At 66.2% G+C, this 25,872-nt stretch carries 21 protein-coding genes, 1 pseudogene and 1 riboswitch; of the genes and pseudogenes, 4 read left to right on the top strand and 18 right to left on the bottom strand.

All coding sequences use genetic code 11. The features are described from left to right. Positions 1–678 precede the first annotated feature (678 nt). From G6N25_RS15875 to G6N25_RS15835, 9 genes are all read right to left on the bottom strand, one after another. Positions 679–987 (bottom strand): DUF6955 family protein, encoded by a 309-nt coding sequence (locus G6N25_RS15875; protein ID WP_083073361.1) that lies wholly within the window; start codon positions 985–987, stop codon positions 679–681. After that, positions 984–2,249: a sulfate adenylyltransferase gene (gene sat, locus G6N25_RS15870; protein ID WP_083073417.1), complete on the bottom strand. Its 1,266-nt coding sequence runs from the start codon at positions 2,247–2,249 to the stop codon at positions 984–986. The genes G6N25_RS15875 and sat overlap by 4 nt, the downstream gene beginning before the upstream one ends. An 86-nt stretch (positions 2,250–2,335) precedes the next feature. Next, entirely contained in the window at positions 2,336–3,712 is a 1,377-nt protein-coding gene (locus G6N25_RS15865; protein WP_083073360.1) for a PPE family protein, read from the bottom strand. Positions 3,713–3,724: 12 nt separating this feature from the next. Continuing rightward, positions 3,725–4,126, bottom strand: a complete 402-nt coding sequence (locus G6N25_RS15860) for a PE family protein (RefSeq protein ID WP_083073359.1) — start codon at positions 4,124–4,126, stop codon at positions 3,725–3,727. Further along, on the bottom strand, positions 4,123–5,337 hold the full coding sequence (locus G6N25_RS15855) for a PPE family protein (protein ID WP_083073416.1): 1,215 nt from the start codon (positions 5,335–5,337) through the stop codon (positions 4,123–4,125). The genes G6N25_RS15860 and G6N25_RS15855 overlap by 4 nt, the downstream gene beginning before the upstream one ends. Before the next feature lie 73 nt (positions 5,338–5,410). Further along, positions 5,411–6,346 carry a sulfotransferase domain-containing protein gene (locus G6N25_RS15850; RefSeq protein WP_083073358.1) on the bottom strand — a complete coding sequence of 312 codons (936 nt, stop codon included), beginning with the start codon at positions 6,344–6,346 and terminating at the stop codon, positions 5,411–5,413. Between the two features lie 86 nt (positions 6,347–6,432). Continuing rightward, positions 6,433–7,122 (bottom strand): adenylyl-sulfate kinase, encoded by a 690-nt coding sequence (gene cysC / locus G6N25_RS15845; RefSeq protein ID WP_083073357.1) that lies wholly within the window; start codon positions 7,120–7,122, stop codon positions 6,433–6,435. 409 nt (positions 7,123–7,531) lie between these two features. Further along, positions 7,532–8,335, bottom strand: coding sequence for a 3'(2'),5'-bisphosphate nucleotidase CysQ (gene cysQ, locus G6N25_RS15840; protein WP_083073356.1), 804 nt, complete (start codon positions 8,333–8,335; stop codon positions 7,532–7,534). 54 nt (positions 8,336–8,389) lie between these two features. Continuing rightward, positions 8,390–9,859, bottom strand: coding sequence for an MFS transporter (locus G6N25_RS15835; protein ID WP_083073415.1), 1,470 nt, complete (start codon positions 9,857–9,859; stop codon positions 8,390–8,392). A gap of 827 nt (positions 9,860–10,686) precedes the next feature. Next, a riboswitch (Fluoride riboswitch) is annotated at positions 10,687–10,748 on the top strand. Positions 10,749–11,093: 345 nt separating this feature from the next. Between G6N25_RS15835 and G6N25_RS15830 the strand changes: the two genes are divergently transcribed. Beyond that, positions 11,094–11,582 (top strand): inorganic diphosphatase, encoded by a 489-nt coding sequence (locus tag G6N25_RS15830; RefSeq protein ID WP_083073355.1) that lies wholly within the window; start codon positions 11,094–11,096, stop codon positions 11,580–11,582. Positions 11,583–11,619: 37 nt separating this feature from the next. On the opposite strand, the pseudogene G6N25_RS15825 reads toward G6N25_RS15830, so the two are convergent. From G6N25_RS15825 to fdxA, 4 genes and pseudogenes are all read right to left on the bottom strand, one after another. Next, positions 11,620–12,135 (bottom strand): annotated as a pseudogene (locus G6N25_RS15825) (prolyl oligopeptidase family serine peptidase); the annotation flags it as partial. Positions 12,136–12,313: 178 nt separating this feature from the next. Next, positions 12,314–14,671: an amino acid permease gene (locus tag G6N25_RS15820; protein ID WP_083073353.1), complete on the bottom strand. Its 2,358-nt coding sequence runs from the start codon at positions 14,669–14,671 to the stop codon at positions 12,314–12,316. A gap of 103 nt (positions 14,672–14,774) precedes the next feature. After that, positions 14,775–15,893 carry a succinyldiaminopimelate transaminase gene (gene dapC, locus G6N25_RS15815; protein WP_083073352.1) on the bottom strand — a complete coding sequence of 373 codons (1,119 nt, stop codon included), beginning with the start codon at positions 15,891–15,893 and terminating at the stop codon, positions 14,775–14,777. Between the two features lie 8 nt (positions 15,894–15,901). Beyond that, positions 15,902–16,228 carry a ferredoxin gene (gene fdxA, locus G6N25_RS15810; protein WP_007168467.1) on the bottom strand — a complete coding sequence of 109 codons (327 nt, stop codon included), beginning with the start codon at positions 16,226–16,228 and terminating at the stop codon, positions 15,902–15,904. Between the two features lie 392 nt (positions 16,229–16,620). Between fdxA and G6N25_RS15805 the strand changes: the two genes are divergently transcribed. Beyond that, positions 16,621–16,953, top strand: a complete 333-nt coding sequence (locus tag G6N25_RS15805) for a hemophore-related protein (protein ID WP_083073414.1) — start codon at positions 16,621–16,623, stop codon at positions 16,951–16,953. A gap of 91 nt (positions 16,954–17,044) precedes the next feature. Here G6N25_RS15805 and G6N25_RS15800 read toward each other — a convergent pair whose 3' ends face one another. Further along, positions 17,045–19,618, bottom strand: coding sequence for a bifunctional FO biosynthesis protein CofGH (locus G6N25_RS15800; RefSeq protein ID WP_083073351.1), 2,574 nt, complete (start codon positions 19,616–19,618; stop codon positions 17,045–17,047). 219 nt (positions 19,619–19,837) lie between these two features. On the opposite strand from G6N25_RS15800, the gene G6N25_RS24220 reads away from it, so the two are divergent. After that, a complete protein-coding gene (locus G6N25_RS24220; RefSeq protein ID WP_083073350.1) occupies positions 19,838–20,596 on the top strand; it encodes a PE family protein in 759 nt (252 codons plus the stop codon). Here G6N25_RS24220 and G6N25_RS15790 read toward each other — a convergent pair. Next, positions 20,593–21,066: a hypothetical protein gene (locus G6N25_RS15790; protein WP_083073349.1), complete on the bottom strand. Its 474-nt coding sequence runs from the start codon at positions 21,064–21,066 to the stop codon at positions 20,593–20,595. The two genes, G6N25_RS24220 and G6N25_RS15790, sit on opposite strands and share 4 nt — an antisense overlap. Before the next feature lie 99 nt (positions 21,067–21,165). After that, complete coding sequence (gene mshB / locus G6N25_RS15785; RefSeq protein WP_083073348.1) at positions 21,166–22,056, bottom strand: N-acetyl-1-D-myo-inositol-2-amino-2-deoxy-alpha-D-glucopyranoside deacetylase; 891 nt, start codon at positions 22,054–22,056, stop codon at positions 21,166–21,168. 84 nt (positions 22,057–22,140) lie between these two features. Here mshB and G6N25_RS15780 point away from each other — a divergent pair, with 84 nt between their 5' ends. Continuing rightward, positions 22,141–22,749 (top strand): TetR/AcrR family transcriptional regulator, encoded by a 609-nt coding sequence (locus G6N25_RS15780; protein ID WP_083073347.1) that lies wholly within the window; start codon positions 22,141–22,143, stop codon positions 22,747–22,749. 171 nt (positions 22,750–22,920) lie between these two features. Here G6N25_RS15780 and G6N25_RS24215 read toward each other — a convergent pair whose 3' ends face one another. Together G6N25_RS24215 and G6N25_RS15770 are read right to left on the bottom strand one after the other, a co-directional pair. Further along, entirely contained in the window at positions 22,921–24,432 is a 1,512-nt protein-coding gene (locus G6N25_RS24215; RefSeq protein WP_083073346.1) for a PE family protein, read from the bottom strand. Between the two features lie 223 nt (positions 24,433–24,655). Then, positions 24,656–25,813 carry a PE family protein gene (locus G6N25_RS15770; protein WP_083073345.1) on the bottom strand — a complete coding sequence of 386 codons (1,158 nt, stop codon included), beginning with the start codon at positions 25,811–25,813 and terminating at the stop codon, positions 24,656–24,658. Between the last annotated feature and the right edge of the window lie 59 nt (positions 25,814–25,872).

Here is a 25,872-nt window from a genome sequence, read left to right as displayed (position 1 = left end):
CTGGGCCTCCGATTAGCAACGATTTCCATTACACTTCACATGAATACGCACCTTTGTTCTAAAGTGCGTACACCAACAACCCCACGCTGTAGACCCGTGGACGAGGGCCCGACTAGTCACCCATCATCGAGTAAGGCAGCTCGAGAAGGCTTGCGCCCGCGGCGCCCTGGCCTCTTATGTCGCCCGGGTGCGCTCGTGCGATCAGTCGGCTCCCAGCATCCGGAGCCGATGAAACCGGCCCCGCGAACCCAACTGGCGAATCTCGCCGGGCTCAATGAAAATTGAACGGCCACTTGGTCTTCCTCCGCGTCACATGTGGCTGCACGGTTGGCCAGCCACGTACTTACCCGTTCCGCAGGGACCGTTGGCCGTCAGTGCGCGACGCGCGGTTATGGCGAGCCCCACCACCATCGTGCGCTGCCAAGCCGGCAACGCACCTGTAAAACTTCCTTGACTCTATTACTTGCCAGTCAATCCGAATTGAAACCATTCGACAACTCAATATCGCTGATACACAGGAGATTTCCAGCAGACTTCACCAGTACGTCCAGCTAGCCGCGTGACTTCGTCCCCGCGTGGACGCCATACCCGTACGGCGCGAACAGGGATCGCGCAACGACCGTTAAGGCGGCTGGGTTCCAAACCCTTGCTCCGCCGCTGAGGCCTAATCACGTGTGGTCAGCCGTCGTTGACGAAGCGATCCGTCACCTCCGGGCCCGTCGAATGCATGTTGATGGAGAACTCCAGCAACTTGTCTTTGGCCCGCTTCGGCAGCAACTCGATGGAGCCCGTGGTGGAGGAGTCGTACTTCGCCGAAGGGTAGCGCTGCAGAATGAGATCCTTCTGGTCGCCGGTCACGGAAATCGGGAGCAGCTTCATTCCGGCGAAAACCTCCTTTGCCAGTTGCGCCATCCCGGCGTCTTCCAGCGCTTTCAGCCGTTCGTCGTTGATCCATACATTGATCTTGATGTCGGCGTTCTTACTCATGAATCGAGTCCCTCCAAGTGCCCCAGCGTAAAGATCGGTCTCCGGTCCTTCAGATATTCTTCGGTCACAAAGGGCGAACCCTGGCCATGCTTGGCGGCACACTCCATCACGACGTCGAAGACCTCGTGCCGCATCACCTTCTGCGTCGGTTTCACTTCGTCGGTCAGAATGCTTCTGATCAGGCTGCCGCTAAAGCTTTCGGCCTTCGCGTCATGGCCGCACAGAGCAGAGTTTGTGACTTCCAAACATTCCGCGCAGTACCAGTTTTCGCGGAGAAACACCGGTTTGATGCCCAACTCGGATCTGTATTGATTGAGGAGATTCTGGGAATCGTACGGGTCGTAGAAGTCACCCACGCCGGCGTGATCGCGGCCGAACATATGGTGGGTGCATCCAAGATTTGTCCTCAGGATGGCGTGGAAGATCGCCTCCCTGGGTCCCGCATACCGCATGTCCCACAGCGTGAAGGACACCATGTGGACGCGTTCCCGGAAGTACCCGCTGGTCCTCAGCGCGTTCTGCGCCAAAAGTATTGCCTCATCGATGTAGTCCCCGACTCGCTTCTGGCCGATGATCGCATTCACCAGCACGCCCGTATTCAGGTTGTCGACGGGCATATCCTCGTTCGCGGCAAACCACGCCTGCTTCATCAGCGCCTCGTGGCCGGTGTGCGGCACGTTGCGTGTCTGGTGGGCGACGACGTGCTTCCAGCCCTTCGCCAGCAACGCGTCCATATGTTGCCTCGGAGTCAGCCAAAAACTCTTGAACGGTTCGTTGAAGACCGGCTCGTTGATCAGCGTGATGTCACCGCCGACGAACCTGTTCTGATAGCCGAGCGTCTTCTTCACCCCGGGGTGTCGGGGATCGGCCGTGCCATACGTTTTCTCGGCCATCCGCTCGAGGTCGTACTCGTATATCTCGGCAACGTCGAGGATCGCCATGGGCACGCCCAGGTATTCGAGGACGGCGCCGCTCCCCTCCTCCAGCCCAAGGTCCTCGATGCTCTCCGCGGACATATCGAAGACTATCGGTATGCTCCACAGCGTCCCGTCGGGAAGCTGCATCTTGTCCAGCGTCCCGTCGACCTCTTGCCGACCCATGAAGCCCGTCAGCGGCGTGAGAAATCCGTAGGAAAGGCTGATGACCTCATGCGCCATCGCCTTGGATATGGGAACGCGCGGCATGCCTTTTATCTCGACGGCAGCGTTCTCGGTGGACACACGTTCCACAATCGGTTTCCCGTTGTGACCTCTATAATCCATTGTCATAACCTCGTTTCGCGGGGGATATGTACTTTTACGGTCGCGTTCTGAACGGTCTTGTCCGTAGTCGCCGGCCCGGGCAGCTTCTAGGTGACGCGGGGTAGCGTCATGTTCGGTTCGCCGTCGGACAGGTGCACCGCGTGGATGCCGGGTTTCTTCTTCAATTTGGCGATGAGGCCCTCCAACTGTGTCGAGTCGGTGTGCCAGTGCTGCACGTTGTCTGGCTTCTCCGCCATTTCGGCGACGAGACGTTGCAGGTTTTCTGGCGACTCGCCGTCGTTGGTCGAGCCGTCTTTGAGTGGGGTGCGATGCAATCGCGCGCCGGCACCGGCGAGGGCCCGGGGCGCGGCCGCGCCCAGAGCGCTTCCGGCCATGCCCGCCACCGCCATCCCACTCAGCAGCGTCCCCTCGCTCACCGCCGCAGCCGGGACGGCGTTTTCGCCGGCGCCCGAGAGCACCGCGGCGACCGTCCTGATTGCCGGGGTGGCCGTGGCCCAACTCGGCGGAACCGACATCGCCCCGACCACGCCGGCGCGGCCGACGTTCGCCGCCACCACACCGCCCGCCGAACTCGCCAGGTGCGCGCCGGAGCCGAGCCCCGTCGCCAAGACCGAGTTGGCCCCGCCGGCCGCGGCCCCGGATGCCACTCCGTCAAGCCACCTGGTCCCCAAAACCAACCCCATGATGGTGTTGATCAGGACGTCGTTCGCCGGCAGGATCGCCTTGGGGATCACTTCGACGTCGGCGCTGATCGAGCTCAAGCTCTGCAATCCGGCGAAGTCCTGCAAGGTGGTCAGCAGGCCCGAAACCGGATTGGGCCCGGCAATGATCGTTCCGAAGCTTTGCAGCGCGGCGGGTACCGCGGCGAACAGCTGGGAGAACTGCGTCTCCGTGCTCGAACCGACCGACGTGGCCGGCAGCTGACCGAGCAACCCGCCCGGGTCGGTGGTCGACGGCGGTGGGGCAAACGGCGTTATCGTCGTGGCGGCTGTCGACTGGCTGGCATAGGTGGACATCGCGGTGGCGTCTTGGGCCCACATCTGTCCGTACCGAGCCTCGACTGCCGCGATCGCCGGGGTGTTCTGTCCGAAGATGTTGGTGGCCACCAACATTGCCAGCTCGCTGCGATTGGCGTCGATCACCGGCGGCGGCACCGTCGTCGCGAATGCCGTCTCATAGGCCACCGCGGCGGCCCGGGCCTGTGCGGCGGTCTGCTCCGCTTGGGCGGCCGTGGCCCTCATCCATGCCATGTAGGGCACGGCCGCGGCCGCCATCGACGCCGATGACGGACCCAGCCACGTCGTCGTCAGCCCGGAGATCACCGAGGAGTACGCCGCCTGCGCCGCGTGCAGCTGGGCCGCCGACGCGTCCCAGGCCTCCGCCGCAGCCAGCAGCGGCGCCGAGCCCGGACCGGAGTACATCCGGCCGGAGTTGACCTCGGGCGGCAGTAATCCGAAATACATCCGATCGTCCTCTCAGGTGGCCGCCGACGCGTCGCCGGACTCGCCGGTCGCGTCCGAGGTTGCGTCCATGGCAAGGCTTTTCACAAACGTCTCGTGGGCGGCCGCGAATTGGGCGCTGACCGTGTGATACATCGCGGCATAGGCGCCGAACTGCATCGCGATCAATATCGAGACCGCATCGGTCGCCGCCGGATCCAACACCGTTGGCGGACGAGCCGTTACCGGGCCCTTGGCGGCCGGGGCCGAGCCGGCATCCGCCGGATCATCATTGGCATCCGGCAACGTTTCCGGCTGCGGTTCCAAAGGCATGCGCTCCTCATCTCTGTCGCGATCTCTGCCGCGCAAAGTTGCTGGAATATCAGCAAATAACGCAACAACGACACCGGCCGGGAGGTCTGGGGCAATTGCGGTCATTGCGCGCCGCCGGGCACGATAAAGATGTTGACCGGACCGCTGGCCTCGCCGGCCGCGCCAGCACCTGCCGATCGGGCGGCACCGCCGCCGGTACCGGCCATCGCCCGCCCAGCCAGACTCGACAAGGCCATGCCGCCGAGCAACGGTCCTTCGCCTTGCGTGGCGGCCGCTGCCGCAGCGGCGGATGGGCCGCTTTCCGCCCATACCGCGGCCACCGGCTTGACCGCTGGAGCGGCCATCGCCCAGCCCTGCGGCACCGTCAAACCCCCGACGAGGCCCGCGCGACCGATGCTTGCCGATACCGCCGAACCCAGTTGGACCCCTTGCGAACCCGCCGCAACCAAAGCCCCTCCACCGGCCGATAACGCCGTCGCCTTGCCGGCCGCGGCGGCCAGGTTCGCCCCGGCCTGCGGCAGCAAGTAGCACTGGACACCCAGCAACTGCGGCACGCCGGCGACGGTGAAATACGACAACGGGGATACCGGCCCGGTCGAAAAGCCGAGGATCGTGTTCAGCGACGACGCCAGCGACGCGGGGGCCGACGGATCGGCCGAGGCCGTCGGCGCCGCCAGGCTTTGCAGCAGGGCGGGCACCACGGACGTCAGCTGTGGCAACGTCTGCGCCTGTCCGTCGGCCGCGGCGCCGACGGCCTGGGCGACCGCGGCGGCCTGCCCCGCCGTCCCAACGGGGTTGGCGGCCTGCGGCGGGGAGACGAAGGGCGCTACCCGCGCGGCGGTCGCCGAGGAGCCGGCATAGCCGTACATCGCTGCCACGTCCTGGGCCCACATTTCGATGTACTCGGCCTGGGTGGCCATGATCGCCGGGGTGTTTTGGCCGAAGAAATTCGTCGCGATCAGCGCCTGCAGCTGCATGCGGTTCGCCCCGATCACCGCTGGGGGAACCGTTGCCGCAAACGCGGTTTCGTAGGCGGCGGCCGCCGCCCTGGCCTGGTCGGCCGTCCGCTCGGCCCGCCCGGCGGTGGCGCTGATCCATGCCGTGTACGGCGCGGCCGCGGCTGCCATGGTTGCCGCGGCGGCGCCCCGCCAGCTCACCGTCAATCCCGAGACCACCGAGGCGTAAGACGCCGCCGTGAGGTGCAATTCGGCGGCCACGTCGTCCCACGCCGACGCGGCAGCCAGCATCGGTCCCGAGCCCGGACCGGTATACATGCGACCGGAGTTGATCTCCGGCGGTAGCATCCCGAAATCGATTGTCATTTATGCCCTCCCGGCTTACGTCGCCCCGGCGAGCTGACCCGGACGACGGCCTAAGCATTCAATTCGTCTAGCCCGCTGGCGGGCTTTCGCCGGTTTCGAGCCAGTGGGCGCAGTCGTTGCCGAGTTTGTCGAGGGCGGTACGGTTGAAGCGGTGGACTTGTTCGGGGGTCAGTTCGTGCCGGTGGTCGCGTTGGAGTCCTTTGTGGAAGAAGGCTTTGGCGCTGGACATGTGCGTTCCCCCGAAGGGCGCCATCTTTTCCGCCCGCGCGCTCATGTACTCAAACGAGCAATGCTCAACAATGGCCTGCATGCGCAACGACGCCGGATCGATATCCAAAAACCGCGCCAACCGCACGATCTGAGCCCGAAGATCGTTTTTGAGCTGCTGATAATGCAACAACAACACGTTGGGCTCATCACGCAGCGCCCACCACGACGCCATGATGTCGAACAGGTCACAACAACCGTAGCCGTCGGTGTCGAGCCACCGATCGAAAAACTCCCGCATATCCTGCGGGATCACCAACGCCGTGGGATCCTTCGACCACTGCGCATGGATCCGGTTGATCTGCTCCATCGTCTCGGGTGCGAAATGGTACAGATAGTTGTGCAAGCTGATGCCCAGGTCTTTGCCGTTGCGCCCGACAAACACATACCGGGCCTGCGCGGCGATCGGCAGCGCATCGGCGGGCAGATGCGACTTGATCACCCGCCGCATCCCGGCCTCACGCTGCCGACCGAGCACGGCAAGCATCGCGGCATGATCACCCCAGCTGGAATCCAGCCACGGCGAGGTATCCGATAACCCCCCCTCGCTTTCACGCCCGTTGCGCAAGATCTGCTGAATGATCCGCTGCGTCCACGTCGTCCCCGCCTTAAACGGATCGGCAACAACAACATCCCCCTCAACAAACCCCCCCTGAGCCAAAAAACCCTCCCACACCAAAGAATCAGAAAGATAATCCCTCACCACCCTCGTCGGAGTGAGCAGCTGATCACCCATAACAATTTCTACCTTTCGATTAAGATCGCCCGCGGCGAACATACTTTACGGTCAAAATGATTAACCCCACTTCGGAAAGAAGACTCCTAAATGTCGGCCCTGCCGGAAACGCCCTGGTAGCGCGCCGGACCGGGAATGATATCCGCCGCCCCGAGATGCGAGACCACTTCGTCCGCCAGGGAATCAGCATCCTTGTTTCCACCGTCGAGGGTCCACTCCGGCTTCGACGGAGGTTCATACGGGGCGTCAATCCCGGTAAATCCCGTGATCTCGCCGATCCTGACCTTCTTATAGAGACCCTTGGGATCGCGCTTCTTGCACACTTCTATGGGCGTATCGATGAAGATCTCCATAAAATCTCCATTGGCGAGAGTGGCCCGAACCGCATCCCGATCGCGACGATAGGGACTGATGAAAGCTGTCAATACCACCAGGCCGGCCTCGCAGAACAGCTTTGCGACCGCACCGATACGCCGGACGTTTTCTTCGCGATCCTCGGCCGAAAATCCCAGCCCAAATCTTTTGGCGAATTCCTGGCCATGGCGCTCTTCAAGAGTTTCCGGGCAGGCATTGAGGCCATGGCGCACATTATCGCCATCCAACACAAAGCTATGCACGCCCCGCTCGTATAGCCTTCGGTCCACCAGATTCGCCACCGTGCTCTTACCGGAACCGCTCAGCCCGGTAAACCAGACGACGCATCCGCGATGGCCGTTGAGTTTTTCCCGTTCGCGCCGGCTAACGCTGTAGTGGTGCCAGGTGATGTTCGGACTCATTTCAAAACCTCTTTCCGGCCACCGGGATGCCGACATCCCGGGCATCGAGTGGCCGATCGACGTTGTTCGTTGAGCCAATCTGGCTCACTCATTCTATTGACAGTTTTTAATGTGTCCAGTAGAGAGATCAGCACACCCGGCTTGCTCGGTATCGAGCCAGTTCACCGATCGGATAAGGCCACCCCTGCCGCGAACAAGCGGGTCGCTGCGACGGCGCTGACACCCTCATTTCGTATTTTTAATCATCGTGATTTTATCTTCACCCGACAACCTTATAGCTAGCTGTATTCTGGTTGGATACTTCCTGTTTATCGCGCGGGCACCGCTGCGGTTATGACCACGCAAAACCGCCCCTCGAAGATTTCGACCGAAGCCGATAATCGCGTGGCGTCGTGGTGGCGGGACTGCTTTACTTAAGGCCTATAACAAAGCTATCGTTTTTTAAACTAGGCTTGTTGTAAGTCAACGACGAGCTTCGTTGCCCCAGCCGCGACGAATTTCGGTAGATGCAATCACCGGCCGCCACGTCCCATTCCATGGTCGGATTCATCCGAGGGTAGATGTCGGCGAGGCCTTCCGCCACCAGGCAGAATTTGAGCGAGCTACCCGCGGCGACCCGTTCCTTTATCGGAAGATCCTTCAGATAGCTCTCCAACGCCGGCGACGGGTGCGACCTGCTCTCGACGACCGTCAGGCCTTGGCCAAGGTCCGGTATTGAGGAAAATATCTGAACGGGAGGCCTCCTTCCCGCTTGCTTCCAGCTGCCCCGCCCCTTTTGCGCGTAATAAAGCAACTTCTTGGCCGGGAGGTAGATGACGCCCAGCACCGGTTCCAGGTCCTCGATGAAAGCGATATTGACGGTAAACTCATCGCTTCCCCGTACAAATTCCTTGGTCCCGTCCAATGGATCCACTAACCAAAATCTTCGCCACGACTTTCTGGTTTCGTAGTCGGCCAACTGGGTCTCCTCCGAAATGATCGGAATGTCCGGATCCAGCACCTTGAGGTGGTTGATGATGCACTCGTTGGATTCCAGATCGGCGGCCGTGACCGGTGATGCGTCCTTGCCATGATCGCCTTTTTCCGCAATGACCCGGGCGTCCCGTCGATGCCTGAGAATGAGTTTCCCGGCTTCGACCGCCGTCGCGGTGACCTCCTCGAGGTATAGGAAGGGAGAGATTTCCGTCGCTAGTTCGCTCGTGCTGTCTTTCATGGTCCCGCTGATCCCCCGTTCCCGGCTTGTCGATGTGATTTTTCGGCGATCGGCTCAAACATCTGTCGCCGCCGTTTCCCGTGCCGCCCGGCCGCCCGACGCACTCACGGTGTCGACCGCCTCGCCCGCGGTTTGCGGTCGCGACCGCGGTATCGGCGCGCGCGGCCCCTGCCTGACGTAGCGAGCCCAGGCCAGCAACGCGGCGGCGATATAGCACACGAGGAAGATCCAGAACGCCGACGTTTCGGTGCCGGTGCTCGAATAGGACTGCCGCAGGGCCAAGTTGATCCCCACGCCGCCCAGTGCGCCGAACGCACCGGCGAATCCGATCAAAGCCGCCGACCTGACGCGGGCCCAGTGATGGCGGTCGGCCTCGCCGAGACCCATTGTCCGGCTGCGCACTTCGAAGATCGAAGGGATCAGCTTATACACCGCCCCCTTGCCGGCACCGGTAAAGATGAACAGCGCAATGAAGCCGACGATGTAGCCGGCCATGGTAAACCCCGTCACGGGGCCACCGCGGTCGCGGGTGAGATCGTCGTGGACGCTGACGCCGACAAGCAATCCCCCAGCCACGATCGCGGCGGCGAAGACGCTCAAGGTGACACGGCCACCACCGAAGCGGTCGCTGAACTTACCGCCGACTATCCGCGCCGCCGATCCCAGCAGCGGTCCGACGAAGGCGATTTCGGAAGCGTGCAACGACGCCTGCCCGTAGCTTTCGCCGCCGGCCACGAAGTTGTGCTGGAGCACCTGGCCGAACGCGAACGCGAAGCCGAGGAACGAGCCGGAGGCACACAGATAGAGAAACGAGATTCCCCACGTGTCGGGCACCGAGAGAATGGATCGCAAGTTGTCCGGCGAGATGCCGGTGCGATGCGCGACGATGTTGTCCATGCGCAGTGCCGCACCGACGCCGCCGATGGTCAGCAGCACCAGGTAGATCGCGCACACCCAGTATGGTGCCTCGTGGCCCGCGGTCGCCAGCACCACCAGCCCGACCGCCTGGATCGACGCCGACCCGAGGTTGGCCAGCCCACCGGTGAGGCCCAGCGCAAAACCCTTGAGCCGCTGCGGGTATAAACCGTCGACCTTGGCCAGCGACGCCGAGTAGTTGCCGCCGCCCAACCCGGTCAACGCGGCGCACGCCAGATACGGCCACAACGGCAGTCCGGGATGGGCAAGCAACACGATTGCCCCGATGGTGGGGATCAGCAACACCAGCGACGAGAACGTCGTCCAATTGCGGCCACCGAACCAGTTGGCGGCCATCGAATATGGAATGCGCACCAGCGCCCCCACCAGCGACGCCGTGGCGCCCACCAGCAGCTTGTCACCGGTCGAGAAGCCGTAGACGGACTGCGGCATGAACAGCACCATCACCGACCAGAGGTACCAGACCGAGAAGGAGATGTGCACGTTCACAACCAGCCACACCATATTGCGACGGGCGATGGCGCCGTTGCCGTCGTCCCAGGCCACGAGGTCTTCTGGATTCCAGTCGGTGATGCGCGAACGCGCCATGCGTCTTTTACCTTTCACGGACACTGTTGGGGCGACCGTCAGGCCACCCGGATATATGGCGGGTCGATTGTGATCGGGTTCGTTCATGGTTGATCGCCAACCGATCGAAAAGATCCGGAGTGCTTGGTGTTTCACATCCCATATGCCGGCAGCCGACCCGAACGGGGACCGCGACAGCACCCGCCGGGCCGCGGACACCACCGACGACATCGCAACGGGGGAAGCGGGATCGCAGCTATCGACGAAGATTGAACGGCCACTTACGGTCCTCCTGCGTCACACCCGGCCACGCCTGTGGCCGGCCGGGCACTGATCTGTTCCGCAGGGACCGTTGGCCGTCGATGCTTGACGCGCGGTTATGGCGAGCCCCACCGCCATCGTGCGCCGTCAGAGCCGACGACGCACATTTAAAACTTTCGTGATCTTATTGCTTGACAGTCAAGCCGAATTATGTTGATCAAACAACCCACCATGGCCGATGCACAGGAGACTTCCAGCTGATTGAAACATTACGTCCAGACGCGTCCACCCTGTAACCGGCGGCGAAGTGGGCAGCGCGGCCGGGCGGTTGCCACGACACGTAACGGCCAGGCGAGCACCGAGGGGGTCCCGAGCCCGTCCGACGGCCATGGGTGGCGTCGATCACAACCGGCCGGTGCGCGCCAAGACGGGGTGTCCGCGTGATATGTAGTCCAAATCTGTTGCTAATCAATGGATTTATAACTAAGTTGCGATCGAGGCTAGCGCCGTCCTCCGCAGACATGGCGTCGTCGTGGTCCGACGGGACGGCCTCGCCGCGCTTGACCAAAGCCGATTTCCATTGCTTAACTGACAGCGGCGATGGAGCCCGCCCTGAACCGCCGATCCGGCTGATGGCCCCTGCGAACATAGGAGTCGTAGGTGAAGCGCGCCGACATTCGCACCCACCCTCCGATTCGGTTGTACTCCGCCCCTGCGGTGCGCCGGCTCGTGATCTCGTTTACTGTGTCGACCCGATCAGGCACCTGGGTGTTGCCTGCGAGCCCTTGCCGTTCGCATATAAATTGGTATAATGCTGCGCCTCAACACCCCTGCGGGAGGGTCCGACGGCATGTCCGGCGGAGGCGTCGCGCGCCGGCTTTGGACGTCAACGAACCACTCGCACAACGGTATCCGGGTGAATCGGCGCGCCGCCGGAACGCGACCGACCCGCACACGATCCACGCACGACTCGCCGACAATCAGGAGTAGTCACATGGAATTCGACGTAACCATTGAAATCCCCAAGGGACAGCGCAACAAATACCAGAGCGACCACAACACCGGCCGCATCCGACTCGACCGCTACCTGTACACCTCGATGGGATATCCCGAGGATTACGGCTTCATCGAAAACAGCCTCGGCGACGACGGCGACCCTCTTGACGCCCTCGTTCTGCTGCCCGAGCCGGTCTTTCCCGGTGTCGTGCTCGCCGCACGCCCGGTGGGCATCTTCCAGATGGTCGACGAGGCCGGCGGCGACAACAAGGTTCTGTGCGTGCCGGCCGGCGATTCGCGATGGGATCACATCACCGACGTCGACGACGTGCCGTCCTTTGTCTTGGAGCCCATCAAACACTTCTTCGTGCACTACAAGGACTTAGAGCCGGGCAAGTTCGTCAAGGCCGCCGACTGGGGCAATCGGGAAACGGCGGAAGCAGAAGTGAAGCGATCCTTCGAACGGTTTCGCGCCAACGGTCACTGACGCCACGGACGAGCGGGGCGACGAGGGCAGCCAGCGGCTAGGCCGTGACCCGACGCGACGCGTAGATCTCGGCCAGGAACTGCTCGACGGCCACCGCCGCGTGCGCCGCGCGGGCGGACCCAAAGATGTCGAAAGCGTGTTGCGCGCACGGCAACTCGGCATATACCACAGGCTGACGGCTGACCTCACGGAGGCGCGCGGTAAAGCTGCGGGCCTGTTCGACCGGGATCAACGAGTCGTTGGTGCCGTGCAGCACGAAAAACGGTGGGGCGTCTTCGGACACGTGGCTGATCGGTGAGGCGATCCGGAAAGGTTCGGCTATCTCCGTGCGACTCAGCTTGAACACGCGCTTGGCCACCATCGGCACCATCAGCGGATGCATCGCGCCGTCGGATCGGGTGAAGTCGTAGACCCCGTAGAACGGGACGGCCGCCTGCACCCGGGTGTCGGCCCCCTCGAAACCCGGCTGAAACCGCGGATCGTTGGGGGTAAGCGCGGCCAGCGACGACAGATGCCCGCCGGCCGAGCCCCCGGTGATCGCGATCCAGCCCGGGCGACACCGCCGCCAGCGCCGCCGCCTGAACGCCGAGCGCCTGCACCGGAAGTTCCGACGCGAACAGGCCGTAGGCGAACGCGAACACCGACCCGTAACCGCGCCTGGTCAGCGGTCGGTAGCCGTTGGCGGTGAACGCGAGGCCCAGCGCGGACACCAGCACGGCTGGTCAGTCGCTTCACGGCCGATCCTTGGTTTTCCCGAGTTCGCCCACCTGCGCGGGGTCCTCGATCACGTGGTACGCCGGGTCGACCATCTCCATGGGCTTTCTGCCGCTTTGCCTGGGCTTGCCGATGATCCGCAGCAGCTGCCCGGGCTGGATGTCGGCGCCCCCGTGGCCGGCTCGGAACGTGATGGTGATTTCGCCGCTATTGTCGCCGACGACGATCTGCCGGACGGTCCGCCGGCGTTCGTTGACGTCCTGGACCTCGCTCACCCGCCCCTCGAAGGTGGCGCGCTGCCCGGGAATGAGGCCCCCAACGGTGATCACCGATGGCGGCCGCTCGGGGTGCTCATAGGCTTCGACTTCCTGCTCCTCGCTGCGCGAGACCCACGCTTCGACCTTGTCGAGCTCGCGCGCGATTCGTTGCTCGAAGCCTTCGGGGTACGCCTCCTTGATCCGGGATTGCACGTCGTAGGGCACGATCGTCGCCGCGGCGTCCGGGATCAGGCTGACCGCCCGGGCCACCTTGTCGGCGGTGCGGTCATGCAGCAGGCGTCCCAGCAGCGGCGCGTAGGTCCGACGCGGCAGCAACACCGTCACGTTGGTGTTCTGGCGCTCGTCGCGCGCCTTGGCGACCAGAACCTGCGCCGCCCGGGTGACCCGGCGGTCCGGGCAGTCGACGATCCGCAGCGGGGTGTCGAGATCGAAGTGATCCCAACGGTTTCGCAGCACCTTGGCGTGCGCGTCGTCGACCATGAAATGCACCGCGACCAGTTCGTCGGCCCGCAGTCCCCGCCCGTAGCGCAGCGCTTCGATCACGGCGAGGTCGACCGAGTTCACGAACACGAACACCTTGTGCCGCGCGTACTTCACCAGTTCGGGGCGATCGGTGCGGAACATCTCGAGAATGGCCGCCTCGGCGCGGTATTCCCGGTTGAGCCGCATCAGCACGAACACCAGCACCGGGAACACGACGACGACGAGCCAGGCGCCCTCGGTGAACTTCGCGACGGCGAAGATGCCCACCACGATCGTCGACAGGATCCCCGCCGACAGGTTGATCGCCAGGCGCCGGCGCCAGCCCGGTTCCCGGTGCGTCAGATGGTGTTTGGTCATTCCGTAGCCGGCCATCGAGAACCCGGTGAACACGCCGATCGCGTAGAACGGGACCAGCGCGTTGACCGAGCCGCCGGTCGCCAGCAGCAATGCCACCGAAAGCGCGGTGAGCGTGATGATGCCGTTCGAGAACACCAGGCGGTGGCCGCGTTTCGTCAGCTGCCGCGGCAGGAAGCGGTCTTCGGCGACGAAACTCGCCAGCGCCGGGAATCCGTTGAAGCTGGTGTTCGCGCCGGTGAACAGGATGGCCGCGGTCGACGCCTGCACGAGGATGTAGAAGACGTCGCCGATCGGGCCCTGACCGAACACCGCGCGGCCGATCTGCGACAGGACTGACGGATATTCGGTGAGATATGGCGTGGCGTGGGTGACATACGCGAGGTAGGCGACGCCGGCCAGCAGGAGCCCGAGGATGGTCGCCATGGCGGTCAGCACCCGACGCGCGTTGCGGCCCTGCGGTTTTCGAAACACGTCGACGGTGTTGGAGATGGCCTCGACCCCCGTCAGCGACGAACCGCCGTTGGCGAACGAACGCAGCAATGTCAGGACGGTCGCTCCCATCACCAGGCCGTTGGACTGATGGACGGGCACGGTTCCGGGCATTTGCGCGGGGTGGTAGACGGGCAGATCGCCGGCCATGGCGCGCGCGACGCCCACCACGATCGTCAGGCCGACCATGATGACGAAGAAGTAGGTCGGCAACGCGAACTGCCATCCCGCTTCCTTTAATCCGCGCAGGTTCACGTAGCAGACGACGAGCACCACGCCGACGGTGATTTGCAGGCTGTGCGGCCCCAACACCGGGATGGCCGACACCACCGCGACCGTGCCGGCCGCCGACTGCACCGCCACGGTGACCACGTAGTCGATCAACAGCGCCGCGGCGGCGACCTGCGCCACCCGGGGCCCGAAATTCTCCCGCGCGACGATGTACGAACCGCCCGCCCGGCTGTAGGCCATGACGACCTGCCGGTACGACGCGGCCACCAACACCAGGATCAGCAGGATGACACCGGTGACCGGGAGCAGCAACACGAACGCCGCCAGCCCCGCGTGCGGCAGCAGTTCGATCAGGATCTGCTCGGGACCATAGGCCGTCGACGAGATCGCGTCCGGCGAAAGCGCGCCCAGCGCAACGGGATTCGAGAGCTTCTCGGAACTCAGTTCCTCGGTGATCAGCGGCTTTCCCAGAAAGATGCGCTTAGCGATGTCCCCAACCGACGTGGGGATGTGCAGCTTGCCCGCCGAAGTCGTCACAACCACATTCCTTGTCCGGGGTTGACCGTTGGTAAGCGCCTGGGTAACTCCTCCCGATGCATTCTGCCGTCCGCGTCCCCCGGCGCGCGCGGCAGCCGGGGGGCTAGGCCAGCCGTCGCACGGCGGCGGCGATGCGCTCGTCGGTGGCGGTGAGCGCCACTCGCACGTGCCGGGCGCCGCCCGGGCCGTAGAAATCGCCCGGCGCCACCAGGATGCCAAGGGCGGCCAACGCGCTGACGCTGTCGTGGCACGGCTCGCCGCGGGTGGCCCACAGGTACAGGCCCGCCTCGGAATGGTCGACGGCGAAGCCGGCCGAGCGCAGCGCCGGCAACAGGGCGGCCCGCCGCCGTTCGTACCGTTCGCGCTGCAGCCGCTGGTGGGCGTCGTCGTCCAGGGCGGCCACCATGGCGGCCTGCACGGGCGTCGGGACCATCATCCCGGCGTGCTTGCGCACGGCCAACAGCTCGGCGACCAGGGCCGGATCCCCGGCGACGAAGCCGGCCCGGTACCCGGCCAGCGACGAGCTCTTCGACAGCGAGTGGATCGCGAGCAGCCCGGTATGGTCTTCGTCGCAGACCGAGGGGTGCAGCACCGATAACGGTTCGGCGTCCCAGCCCAGCCCCAGGTAGCACTCGTCGGAGGCCACGATGACGTCCCGGTCGCGGGCCCATCGGACCACCTTGCGCAGGTGGTCGACGCCCAGCACGCGCCCGGTCGGATTGCTCGGCGAGTTCAGGTACACCAACGCCGGGGCCCGCGGGCCCAGCTGGGTCAGCGAATCCGCGCGCAGGATCTGCGCTCCGGCCAGCCGGGCGCCGACGTCGTACGTCGGATAGGCCAGCTCCGGCACCACCACGACATCGGCCGGGCCCAGGCCCAGCAGGGTCGGCAGCCAGGCGATGAGTTCCTTGCTGCCGATCACCGGCAGCACGGCCGCCTCGGTCAGCCCGGTGACCCCGAAACGGCGGCCCAGCGCGGCCACCGCCGAGGCGCGCAGTCGCGCGGTGCCGGCGGTGGCGGGATATCCCGACGCTGCAGCGGATGCCGCCAACGCCTCCTGGATCTGCGGCGCGACGGGATCGACCGGGGTGCCGACGGACAGGTCGACGATGCCGTCGGGATGGGCCCCGGCCAGCGCTTTGGCGTCGGCCAGGGTGTCCCACGGGAACTCCGGCAGGGACGCCGAGACGAGACGCCGGCCCGCCCGGGGCTCATCGAGCACCGGCTTGCTCAGTCGCCTTCGCCCTGCGGCGGCAGGTCCTTGACCACTTGCGGGTCGTTCTCGGTCATGCCGACCTTGGCCGCACCGCCCGGCGAGCCCAGCTCAACGAAGAAGTCCGCGTTGATCTGCGTGTACTGGCTCCATTGTTCGGGCACATCGTCTTCGTAGTAGATCGCTTCGACAGGGCAGACCGGTTCACAGGCGCCACAGTCGACGCATTCGTCGGGGTGGATGTACAGCATCCGAGCGCCCTCATAGATGCAGTCGACCGGGCATTCCTCGATGCATGCCTTGTCCTTGATGTCGACGCAGGGTTCGGCGATCGTGTACGTCACAGGCGTCTCCTCAAGGTCTCCTCCATGTGCTGCCTGATGGGCTGGTGTTCGGCTCGCGGCGGCCGCTCGGCCGCCCGGAGAAAGTTCTCGGTTACTGATACTAGACGTTGCACATACACGTCAACCACTCGGCATGCCCGCCGGGATAGGAAGGCCCGCGCCACGGCGGGGCCGTCGAGTGGCTCGGCGAGGTCGCCGATCGCCCACGGCGAACGGCTTTTAGCCACGTCGCTGACCTGCGGATAGTTACGATCCGGGCTTCGTGTGCGATAACGGTTGCGATGGAAGAAAGCTCGCGGGGCCTGGTAGCCTCGACCGCAGACGGCAACCGTTGGGCAGATGTCGTCGCCGTTTATCGACGGTGCATTTATTGGGGAAGGTGTCCACAGATGGTGAGGCTGTCGTTGATCAAATTGGCTGCTGCCGTTGGCGGTGTGGCGTTCGCGTTGACGGCTGGCGCCGGGATCGCGTCCGCAGATCCGCTGGATCCGGTCATCAACACGACGTGCAGCTACGGGCAGGTTATGGCCGCGCTCAACGCGACGGACCCGGGAGCCGCCGCGCAATTGAACGGGTCGCCGATCGCGCAGAGCTACCTGCGCCAGTTCCTCGCCTCGCCGCCGCCGAAGCGCGTGCAGATGGCGCAGCAGATCCAGGCCATGCCGCAGGCCGCGCCGTACTTCAACGACGTCTTGTCGGTGGCCGGGAGCTGCAACAACTACTGAGCGGGGCGCGGTCGGGTGGCGAGCGTGCGCAAAATGCCACCCGCCGCGGCGTGTCCCTGCACAGACACGCACGCTCGCGAGGGGCAATAGGTTAGGCCGCCAGCGGGGCGTAGGTGGTGGTGCGCTGGCGCGCGGGGCGTCCGATGCCCTCGGCGATCGCGGTCAGCTCCGCGGCGGTCTTCGACGATCCGTACTCCGAACCGGCCATCCGCGAGATGGTCTCCTCCATCAGCGTGCCGCCCAGGTCGTTGGCTCCGCCGCGCAGCATCACCTGCGTGCGCTCGACGCCGAGCTTCACCCAGCTGGTCTGGATGTGGGAGATGCGGCCGTGCAACATGATTCGCGCCAGGGCGTGCACCGCCCGGTTGTCGCGATGGGTGGGCCCGGGGCGGGCCGCGCCGGCCAGGTACAGCGGCGAATTCTGATGCACGAACGGTAGCGGCACGAACTCGGTGAAACCGCCGGTGCGGTCCTGGATTTCGCGCAGCACGTTGAGGTGGCCGACCCAGTGCCGCGGGCTGTCGACGTGGCCGTACATCATCGTCGACGACGACCGCAGGCCCACCTCGTGCGCGGTGCTCACGATGTCGATCCACATCGACGTCGGCAGCTTGCCCTTGGTGAGGACCCAGCGCACCTCGTCGTCGAGGATCTCGGCGGCGGTGCCGGGGATGGTGTCGAGCCCGGCCTCGCGCAGGCCGGTCAGCCACTCGCGAACGCTCAAGCCGCTCTTGGTCACCCCGTTGGCGATCTCCATCGGGGAGAACGCATGCACGTGCATCGACGGCACCCGGGCCTTGACGGCGCGCACCAGCTCGGCGTACCCGGTGACCGGCAGCTCGGGGTCGATCCCGCCCTGCATGCAGACCTCGGTGGCACCGGCGACGTGCGCCTCCCAGGCGCGGTCGGCCACCTCGTCGGTGGACAGCGAGTACGCGTCGGCGTCGCCCTTGCGCTGCGCGAACGCGCAGAACCGGCACCCCGTGTAGCAGATGTTGGTGAAGTTGATGTTGCGGTTGACGACGAAGGTCACGTCGTCGCCCACCGCGTCGCGACGCAGCGAATCCGCCAGCGCGGCAACCGCTTCCAGCGCGGGGCCGTCGGCGGTCGCCAGCGCCAGATACTCGTCGTCGGTGCAGCCGGCGGGATCGCGTTCGGCCGACCGCAGCGCGGCGAGGACGTCGACGTCGATGCGCTCGGGGGCGCGCGCGGCGAGCTCGTGCACGTGGCCACGGATCGATTCCCAATCACCGAAGGCGCTGTCGAGGTCGCTGCGGGCCGCGGTGTTGCGGCCCTCGGTGTCGATGGCCGCGTTGAGGTCGACCCGGCCCGAGGATCCCACGTCGTCGGGTTCCTGCCAGGGCAGGCCCACCGGGTTGACGTCGCGGGCCAGCCCGGTCGCCGGATCGGCCAGCGCGACAACGTGTCCCCGCACCCGAGGGTCGATCCACGCCGCGCCGGCCTGGACGTATTTGGGCTGCGCGGTCAGCCGCTGCACCAACTCGTAGCCGGCTTCGGCGGTGACGGCGGCCAGGTCGTCCAATGCGGGCCAGGGCCGTTCGGGGTTGACGTGGTCGGGCGTCAGCGGCGAAACGCCGCCCCAGTCGTCGACCCCGGCGCCGATCAGCGCCAGGCACTCCTCGCGCGACACCAGATTCGGCGGGGCCTGGATGCGCATGCCCGGGCCCAGCACCAGCCGCGCGACCGCCACCGTCGCCAGGTAGTCCTCGATCCCGGCGTCGGGCATGGCGGCCATCGCGGTGTGTTCCTTGGCCCGGAAGTTCTGCACGATCACTTCCTGGACGTGCCCGAACTCCTTGTGCGACTTGCGGATCGCGTGCAGGGTGTCGGCACGTTCGGTCAGCGTCTCGCCGATGCCGACCAGCAGCCCGGTGGTGAACGGGATGGACAGGCGGCCCGCGTCGGTCAGGGTGCGCAGCCGGACGGCCGGATCCTTGTCCGGGCTGCCGTAGTGCGCAAGGCCTTTGGTGTCGAACAGCCGCCGCGACGTCGTCTCGAGCATCATCCCCATCGACGGCGCGACGGGCTTGAGCCGCGACATCTCCGACCAACTCATCACGCCGGGGTTCAGGTGCGGCAGCAGCCCGGTCTCCTCGAGCACCCGGATCGCCATCGCCCGCACGTAGGACAGCGTGGAGTCGTAGCCCCGCTCGCCGAGCCACTGGCGCGCCTCGGGCCAGCGATCCTCGGGCCGGTCGCCGAGGGTGAATAGCGCTTCCTTGCAACCGAGTTCGGCCCCGCGGCGGGCCAGGTCGAGGATCTCGTCGGGCTCCAGATACATGCCGGCCCCGTCGGCGCGCAGCTTGCCCGGGACCGTGACGAACGTGCAGTAGTGGCAGGTGTCGCGGCACAGATGGGTGACCGGGACGAACACCTTGCGCGAATAGGTGATGGGCAGCCGGCCGTCCGGCCCGCGCCGCCCGGCCGACTCCAGGCCCGCGTCGCGCACCCGCGCGGCGCTCGCGCACAGGTTGGCGAGGTGTTCGCCGCGCGCGCTCATCGCGACGGCCGCCTCGTCGATGTTCAGCGCGACCCCGTCGCGGGCCCGCCGCAGGACCCGCCGCAGCGCCGACGCGTCGGCCTTCGGCGGAACGACGGGTCCGGGCAGAACGATGGGCGCCGGCGGCTCCGGTGTTAGCGGCACGTTGGTGTAACTTCCCCGCGATCGAATTTCATCCGCACGTCCCAACCTGCGAAACTTTGGGCAACGGTGCCATACGCGCAACAGTAGCGCCAGGCCACCGCCGGCCCGCGGTCGACATCCCCGGGGTCACGGCCACCCGCCCTGCCACGTCTTTGGCGGACTTCGCCTCCGTGGATCGGTGATCGCGATACCATCCGTCGTAACCCAGGGGAGGCGCCAATGTCGTTCGTGCTCGCGGCCCCGGAGGCGCTGGTAACCGCGGCTTCGGAGTTGGCCGGCATCGGTTCGACGCTCGGCACGGCCAACGCGGCCGCCGCGGCCCCGATCACCGGGGTGGCGGCGGCCGCCGCCGACGAGGTGTCGGCGCAGGTCGCGGCGATGTTTTCCGAGCATGGGCTGGGCTATCAGCAGCTGAGCGCGCGGGTGACGGCGTTTCACGAGCAGTTCGTGCAGGCGCTGAGCGCGGGGGCGTCCACGTATGCGGCGGCCGAGGCCAACGCCGCGCAGACCCTGGTCAATGCGGTGAGCGCGCCCGCCGCGACCCTGCTGGGCCAGCCGCTGCTCGGAGGCGGGATCGCCGGCGCCCTGCTTGCGCCGGCCGCCGCGACCAACGCCGCCGTGCTGCCCGCGGCCAACGCGTTGGTGTCGCTTGGCGACGCGATCGAGGGCGCCTACCTCACGATCGAGCCGTGGGTGCAGTACGGCTTCAACCTCGCCGCGTGGGCGGCGGGTTACCTGCCCGTGATCGGCTTTGTCGCGCCCCAGATCAACTTCTTCTACTACCTTTTCGAGCCCATCGTGCAGAGCGCGCTGTTCAACACGATCGACTTCATCGACGGGACGGTCAGTTTCACGCAGGGGCTGAGCAACTTCTGGACCGCCACCACGGCGTCGATCAACCAGTTCATCAACACCGAGATCAATTGGGTGCGCGGCTTCCTCCCGCCGTTGCCGCCGATCGGCGTGAACGCGGGCTAACGAGTGCCGCGGCCGCGGTGGCTGCGCCGCCACAACACCCAGGCCGGTGGCGCGCCGCCCAGGATGATCAGCACCACGGCTCCGTAGGCCATCAGTCCCCGGCCCCCCAGGATGACGTCGTTGGCGGGGCCGCCCATGCTCAGCACGGCCACCGTGACCAGCCACATCCACAGCGGCAGCGCGGCCACCCGCGTGGATCTGGTCCACAGCGCGGCGGCCCAGACCAGCGCCGCGTTGAGCAGTCCACTGATCAACGCACTGATGGGAAACGGAATGGAACCGATATAGGAAGGCAGCAGCAGCGCGCCGGCCAGTGCGGAGAGAACCCCGTCGACAGCCAACAGCGCCAAAACAACGAACCGAATTGCCGGGTCTGTAGCGGCGCTGTCGTGAACCGGCGCGGTGCGTGGTTTGGTTTCGGTCAGGTCGGGATGCTGTCGATGTTGGAGAGGATGGAGCCGAGAACCCACTGCAGGCTGTCGAGCCGGTCCTGCCAGTGCTGCATGTTGGGGTCCATGTCGGGGTCCATGCGCGTTCCTTCCTTGCTGCGTGGTTCGCAGCTTACCGCGTTACGCGGTGAAACCAAGTCCCGCCAGAAGATCTGTTTCCCAGCCGCGCTCGTCGCGCTCCCCCGCGGAGCCGGCCGCCAGAACGTAGTGCTCCTCGGCGAGGATCGGCAGCACCACGTTGTTCGACAAGGCGCAGGCCCGGCCGGTCGGGCCGACGACGACCTGGGTGGCGTGCGCGGCGAGTGCGGCCGCCTTGGCGGCGCGCGCCTCCGGGCCGGCCTCGACGACGGCGTCGACGTCGGAGTCCGCAAACCCGAAGTCGAACTCTTCGTGCGGCGGAATCCTCCACTCGGGAAGCAGGTCTTCGGGATTCAGCGCCCGCCAGCCCGTCTCGATCGCGCTTTCGGCCACGACCGTCCAGTAGAACTTCGGGACCGTCCACGGCTCGCCCGGGTAGTCGGCGGTGCCGGCGGCGGCGACCGCGGCCGTCGTGACGGCATGGGCGTGGACGTGGTCGGGGTGGCCGTAGCCGCCACCCGGGTCGTAGGTCACGACGACGTGGGGGCGCTGCTCGCGGATGATCGCCACCAGCGCGCCGACGGCCTCGCGCTCGTCGGCGTCGATGAACCTCTGGCGGCGGCGCTTTGGGGTGCCCGGCATGCCCGAGTCGCGCCATCGGCCCGCGCCGCCGAGGTAGCTGGGCGCTCCGGCGCCCAGCGCCCGCAGCGCGGCGGTGAGTTCGCCGACGCGGTAGCCGCCGAGTTGATCCGCGCGATCGACGGCGAGCTCGGCCCAGCGGTCGCCGATGACCTCGCCCTCCTCGCCGAGCGTGCAGGTGACGACGCGCACCTGCGCCCCGCGGGCGGCGTAGTGCGCGATGGTGGCGCCGTTGCTGAGGCTCTCGTCGTCGGGATGGGCGTGGACGAACAGCAGCCGCGGGGTCTCGGACATGGAGGCACCCTACCCGTGTGATCCGCCCGGACGTTGGTTCGCGTGGTCGCAGCGAATAGGAACGCCAACGGCTACTATCGAGAAATGTCGCAGCTCACCCAAGCGAATCGGAGTAGCGGCCGGAGCCGCCGGCGAGGCGAGGTGCTCGAACGCGCGCTCTACGAGGCGGCCTTGGCCGAGCTGACCGAGGTCGGATACGGCGGGCTGACGATGGAGGGAATCGCGGCGCGCGCCCACACCGGCAAGGCGGCGCTGTACCGGCGCTGGTGCAGCAAGCACGACCTGGTGCACGCCGCCCTGGTTTACGCGCTGCCGCCGCTGCCCGAGCTGCGCTCCGGCCGGTCGGCCAGAGAGAACCTGCTGACCATGCTCACGTCGCACCGCGATCTCCTGGCCGGAAAGACGGGGTTCCCGGGCATGGACATCATCGGGCAGCTCGTCCACGAGCCCGAGTTGCGTGCCATCGTCGCCGACGCCGTGGTGGGCCCGCGCCTGAAGATCCTGGAATCGATCCTGCGGGCCGCCGTCGACGACGGCGACCTGGACCCGGCCACCATCACGCCGCTCACCGCGCGGATCGGACCGGCGTTGATCAACCAGCACTTCCTGCTCACCGGGGAACCGCCGAACCGGCGGGAGCTGGCGCTCGTCGTCGACACCGTGATCCCGCCCGGGCGGCGGGCTGACCACTGAGGTGGCCGCCCCCTTAGGCAGTTACTTTCCTGCGCCGAGATCGACGGTAGCGCGGCGCCCACTCGCACTTTCCCACGCCAACGCAGATCTCGGCGCGCCGGGCCAGGCGTCGGTGCCGCGTCACGGTCGCCACATCGACCCCAGAAGTTGGGCCGACCGCTCAGGCGCGCGCTACAGGAGCCCGGCCAGATCGGCGCCGGCGGCCAGGGTCTGGTCGACGATGCCCTCCAGGCCGCCGATGCCGCCGTTGGTGTTGAAGACGCCCCCGCCGCCGCCCGTCAGGAAGGCCCCGGCATTCAGCGCCGGAACCTGAGCCCCGCCCACGAAGCTGTTGACGGATTGCTCGCCGGTGAGCAAGGCCAGATTGCCGACGTTGAAGATCCGGTTGAGCGCCCCGTTGAAGGCGTTGGGGCCGAAGACGCTTGCTTCCCAAGACAACTCGCTGCCCAACAGGTTGGTGTTGAAGCCCGTCTCCGCGGTGACCAGGTTGCCGAGGAAGCCGATTTGGCCCGACGCCAGCCCCTGCAACCCGGCGATCGGCGCCGCGATCAACGCCGCCCCGGTGGCGGGGATCCCGGCGAACAGCGAGCCGTTGAGGGCCGCTCCCAACGAGGCTTGCAACCCCAGCCCATTGATGGCCGCGGCCAAGGACGCCTGCAGTGACCCGTTGCCGGTCAACGCGCTCGCCACCGCGCCGATGACGTTGAGGTCGAACAGGAATTTGTTGTCCACGGCGCCCAGCAGCCCGCCGAGCGCGCCGCCGCCGATGACGCCGCTGAGCGGGCCGACCACCAGGTTGGCGCCGAGAAAGCTCGCCGGGAACGGCACGCCCAACACGCTGTCGAACGTCGCCTCACCGGTGCCCAGCACCATGTTCCAGAAGTTCAAGGTGCTGTCGATCACGCCGCCCACGGCGCCGGTGCCGCCGAAGAGGGCCGTCTCCAACGCCGCCTCCTGGGCGGTCAGCGCCGCGTTGAAGCCGAGTTCGTTGTTGAGCACGGCGCCGTTGAACGCGGTTTCCATCGCCTGGAGCTGGGCGAGGAACGCGGCCGGTGAGCTCGCCGTGACCAGCGCCTGGAAGGGTGCGACCGCGTTGACCAGCAGCGTGGGCAGCCCGACGCTGAGGCCCCCGGTCAGCGCGGCGTTGAGCTGAGCGCCCAGCCCGGAGAGGCCGGCGCCGATGCTGACACCCAGGCTCGGGCTGAAGCCGAAGAAGCCGCCCAGGGCGGCGAGCGCACCATTCACGTTGCCCGGCAGGGCGATTCCGAAGCCGCCCGAGAACGCGGCGTTGAGCGAGGCACCGAGTTCCGCAACGTCGGCGCTCAGGCTGGCCTCCAGCCCCGCCAGCCCACCGCTCACGTTCAGCCCCAGCGCGGGGACCGCGGCGGCCAGGGTTTGCACGACATTGGCCTCGGCGGCCGCATAGGTGCTCGCGCCCGCGGTCAAATTCCGGACGAATAGGTCGTGAAACGCCTCCGCCTGCGCGCTCAGCTGCTGATACCCCACGCCATGCGAGGAAAACAGCGCGGCAATTTGCGCCGAAACCTCGTCGGCGGCCGCGGGCAGCACCCCCGTTATCGCTGCGGCCGCCGTGATGTTGGCCGAACCGATTGTGGAACCAATGCTCGCCAAATCCGTTGCGGCATTGGCGATAAACTCCGGCGCTGCAATGAAAAAGGACACCGATACCTCCCCGGCTCAGCACGAATTGACCGCCATCCCCCCGTGGCCCGATCGGGCGGGTGTCGCGATGGCGGCAGCGTATCGAAATGGCGTCCTGAAAACGCCTATTTGCATTAACCGAGTTTGTGGATATTCGCTCGGATTAATTTGTCATTAATCCGTTACTTTCGGTCCGTCCGGCTCGGTGCGCCCTCATGGGGCGGCAGCCGGGCTTAGCTCAGGCTTAGCTCCCCACGAACAGGCCGGCCAGGTCGAAGCCAGCCGCCAGGCTCTGATCGAAGGCGCCCACCAGGCCGCCGATCTGGCCGCTGTTGAAGACCTGCTGTCCGGTGCCGGTGAGCAGGCTCTGGAAGAAGGCCGGCTGCGCGACCTGGGCGCCCGAAAGGGTGTTGAAGGCCTGCTCGCCGGTGCCCAGCAGCAGGTTGCCCACGTTGAAGCCGCGGTTGACCGTGCCGTTGAGCGCGCTGTCGGTGCCGAAAATGGCCTGCTCCAACCCCAGCTCGTGGGTGAGCAACGAATTGTTGAGGCCGAACTCGCTGCCGATCAGGTTGCTGTTGAAGCTGAGCTGCGCCGTCTCGAGTCCCTTCAGGAAATTCGCCGGCGCGCTCGCCAAGGCCGCCTGGGTGGATGCCGGCAGCAGGCTCAACAGCGCCTGCCCGGGCTGGCTGCCCAGCAGGAGGCCGGCGAAGTCGGCGCCGACCACCAGGCTCTGGTCGAAGGAGCCCAGCGGGCCGCCGATCGCGCCGCTGTTGAAGACCTGCGCCGCGCTGCCTGTCAGCAGGCTGGAGGTCAAGCTCGTCGGCGCCGGCGCGCCCACCAGGCTGTTGATCGCTTGCTCACCCGTGCCCACCAGCAGGTTGCCGGCGTTGAAGCCGCGGTTGATCACACCGTTGAGGGCGCTGTTGGTGCCGAAGATGGCTTGTTCGAGCCCGACCTCGTTGGTCAGCAGCCAATGGTTGAGGCTGAGTTCGCCGTTCACCAGGTTGGTGTTGAAGTTGATCTCCGCGGCCTCGAGTTGCTGCAAGAGGTTGCCCGGCCCGCTCGCGGCGGCCGCCGCGGCCTGGGCGGGCGCGGCGATCGTGCTCGTCAGGGTCTGCACGACGTTGGCCTCGGCATTGGCGTACGCGCTCGCGGTCGCGGTCATGGCCTGCACGAACTGCTCGTGGAACTGCGTCGCCTGGGCGCTGATCGCCTGGTATGCCTGGCCGTGCGCGCCGAACAGCGCCGCGACGCCCGCCGACACCTCATCGAGGGCCGCCGGCATGATCCCGGTCGTCGAGACTGCCGCAGCAACGTTGGCCGTGCTGATCGTCGATCCGATACCCGCCAGATCCGTTGCCGCCGCCGACACCCACTCCGGCATCGCGAACAGGAACGACATCGTGCACCTCCGACTAGTGGGTCCCACTGGGCAGGCACCCAGCCATGCAGATCCTACGG

Source organism: Mycobacterium heidelbergense (genome assembly GCF_010730745.1).
GTDB lineage: Bacteria > Actinomycetota > Actinomycetes > Mycobacteriales > Mycobacteriaceae > Mycobacterium > Mycobacterium heidelbergense.
The sequence above is the reverse complement of the archived record's forward strand: the minus strand, read 5'-3'. Positions and strand labels throughout refer to the sequence as shown.

What these genes read in the sequence shown, in the direction of transcription:
- G6N25_RS24220 (WP_083073350.1), top strand. Translation starts at nt 19,838, where the DNA reads ATGTCGTTCGTGCTCGCGGCCCCGGAGGCGCTGGTAACCGCGGCTTCG.
- G6N25_RS15835 (WP_083073415.1), bottom strand. Translation starts at nt 9,859, where the DNA reads ATGGCGCGTTCGCGCATCACCGACTGGAATCCAGAAGACCTCGTGGCC.
- G6N25_RS15875 (WP_083073361.1), bottom strand. Translation starts at nt 987, where the DNA reads ATGAGTAAGAACGCCGACATCAAGATCAATGTATGGATCAACGACGAA.
- G6N25_RS15865 (WP_083073360.1), bottom strand. Translation starts at nt 3,712, where the DNA reads ATGTATTTCGGATTACTGCCGCCCGAGGTCAACTCCGGCCGGATGTAC.
- G6N25_RS15830 (WP_083073355.1), top strand. Translation starts at nt 11,094, where the DNA reads ATGGAATTCGACGTAACCATTGAAATCCCCAAGGGACAGCGCAACAAA.
- mshB (WP_083073348.1), bottom strand. Translation starts at nt 22,056, where the DNA reads ATGTCCGAGACCCCGCGGCTGCTGTTCGTCCACGCCCATCCCGACGAC.
- G6N25_RS15850 (WP_083073358.1), bottom strand. Translation starts at nt 6,346, where the DNA reads ATGGGTGATCAGCTGCTCACTCCGACGAGGGTGGTGAGGGATTATCTT.
- cysC (WP_083073357.1), bottom strand. Translation starts at nt 7,122, where the DNA reads ATGAGTCCGAACATCACCTGGCACCACTACAGCGTTAGCCGGCGCGAA.
- G6N25_RS15860 (WP_083073359.1), bottom strand. Translation starts at nt 4,126, where the DNA reads ATGACCGCAATTGCCCCAGACCTCCCGGCCGGTGTCGTTGTTGCGTTA.
- cysQ (WP_083073356.1), bottom strand. Translation starts at nt 8,335, where the DNA reads ATGAAAGACAGCACGAGCGAACTAGCGACGGAAATCTCTCCCTTCCTA.
- G6N25_RS15770 (WP_083073345.1), bottom strand. Translation starts at nt 25,813, where the DNA reads ATGTCGTTCCTGTTCGCGATGCCGGAGTGGGTGTCGGCGGCGGCAACG.
- sat (WP_083073417.1), bottom strand. Translation starts at nt 2,249, where the DNA reads ATGGATTATAGAGGTCACAACGGGAAACCGATTGTGGAACGTGTGTCC.
- G6N25_RS15780 (WP_083073347.1), top strand. Translation starts at nt 22,141, where the DNA reads ATGTCGCAGCTCACCCAAGCGAATCGGAGTAGCGGCCGGAGCCGCCGG.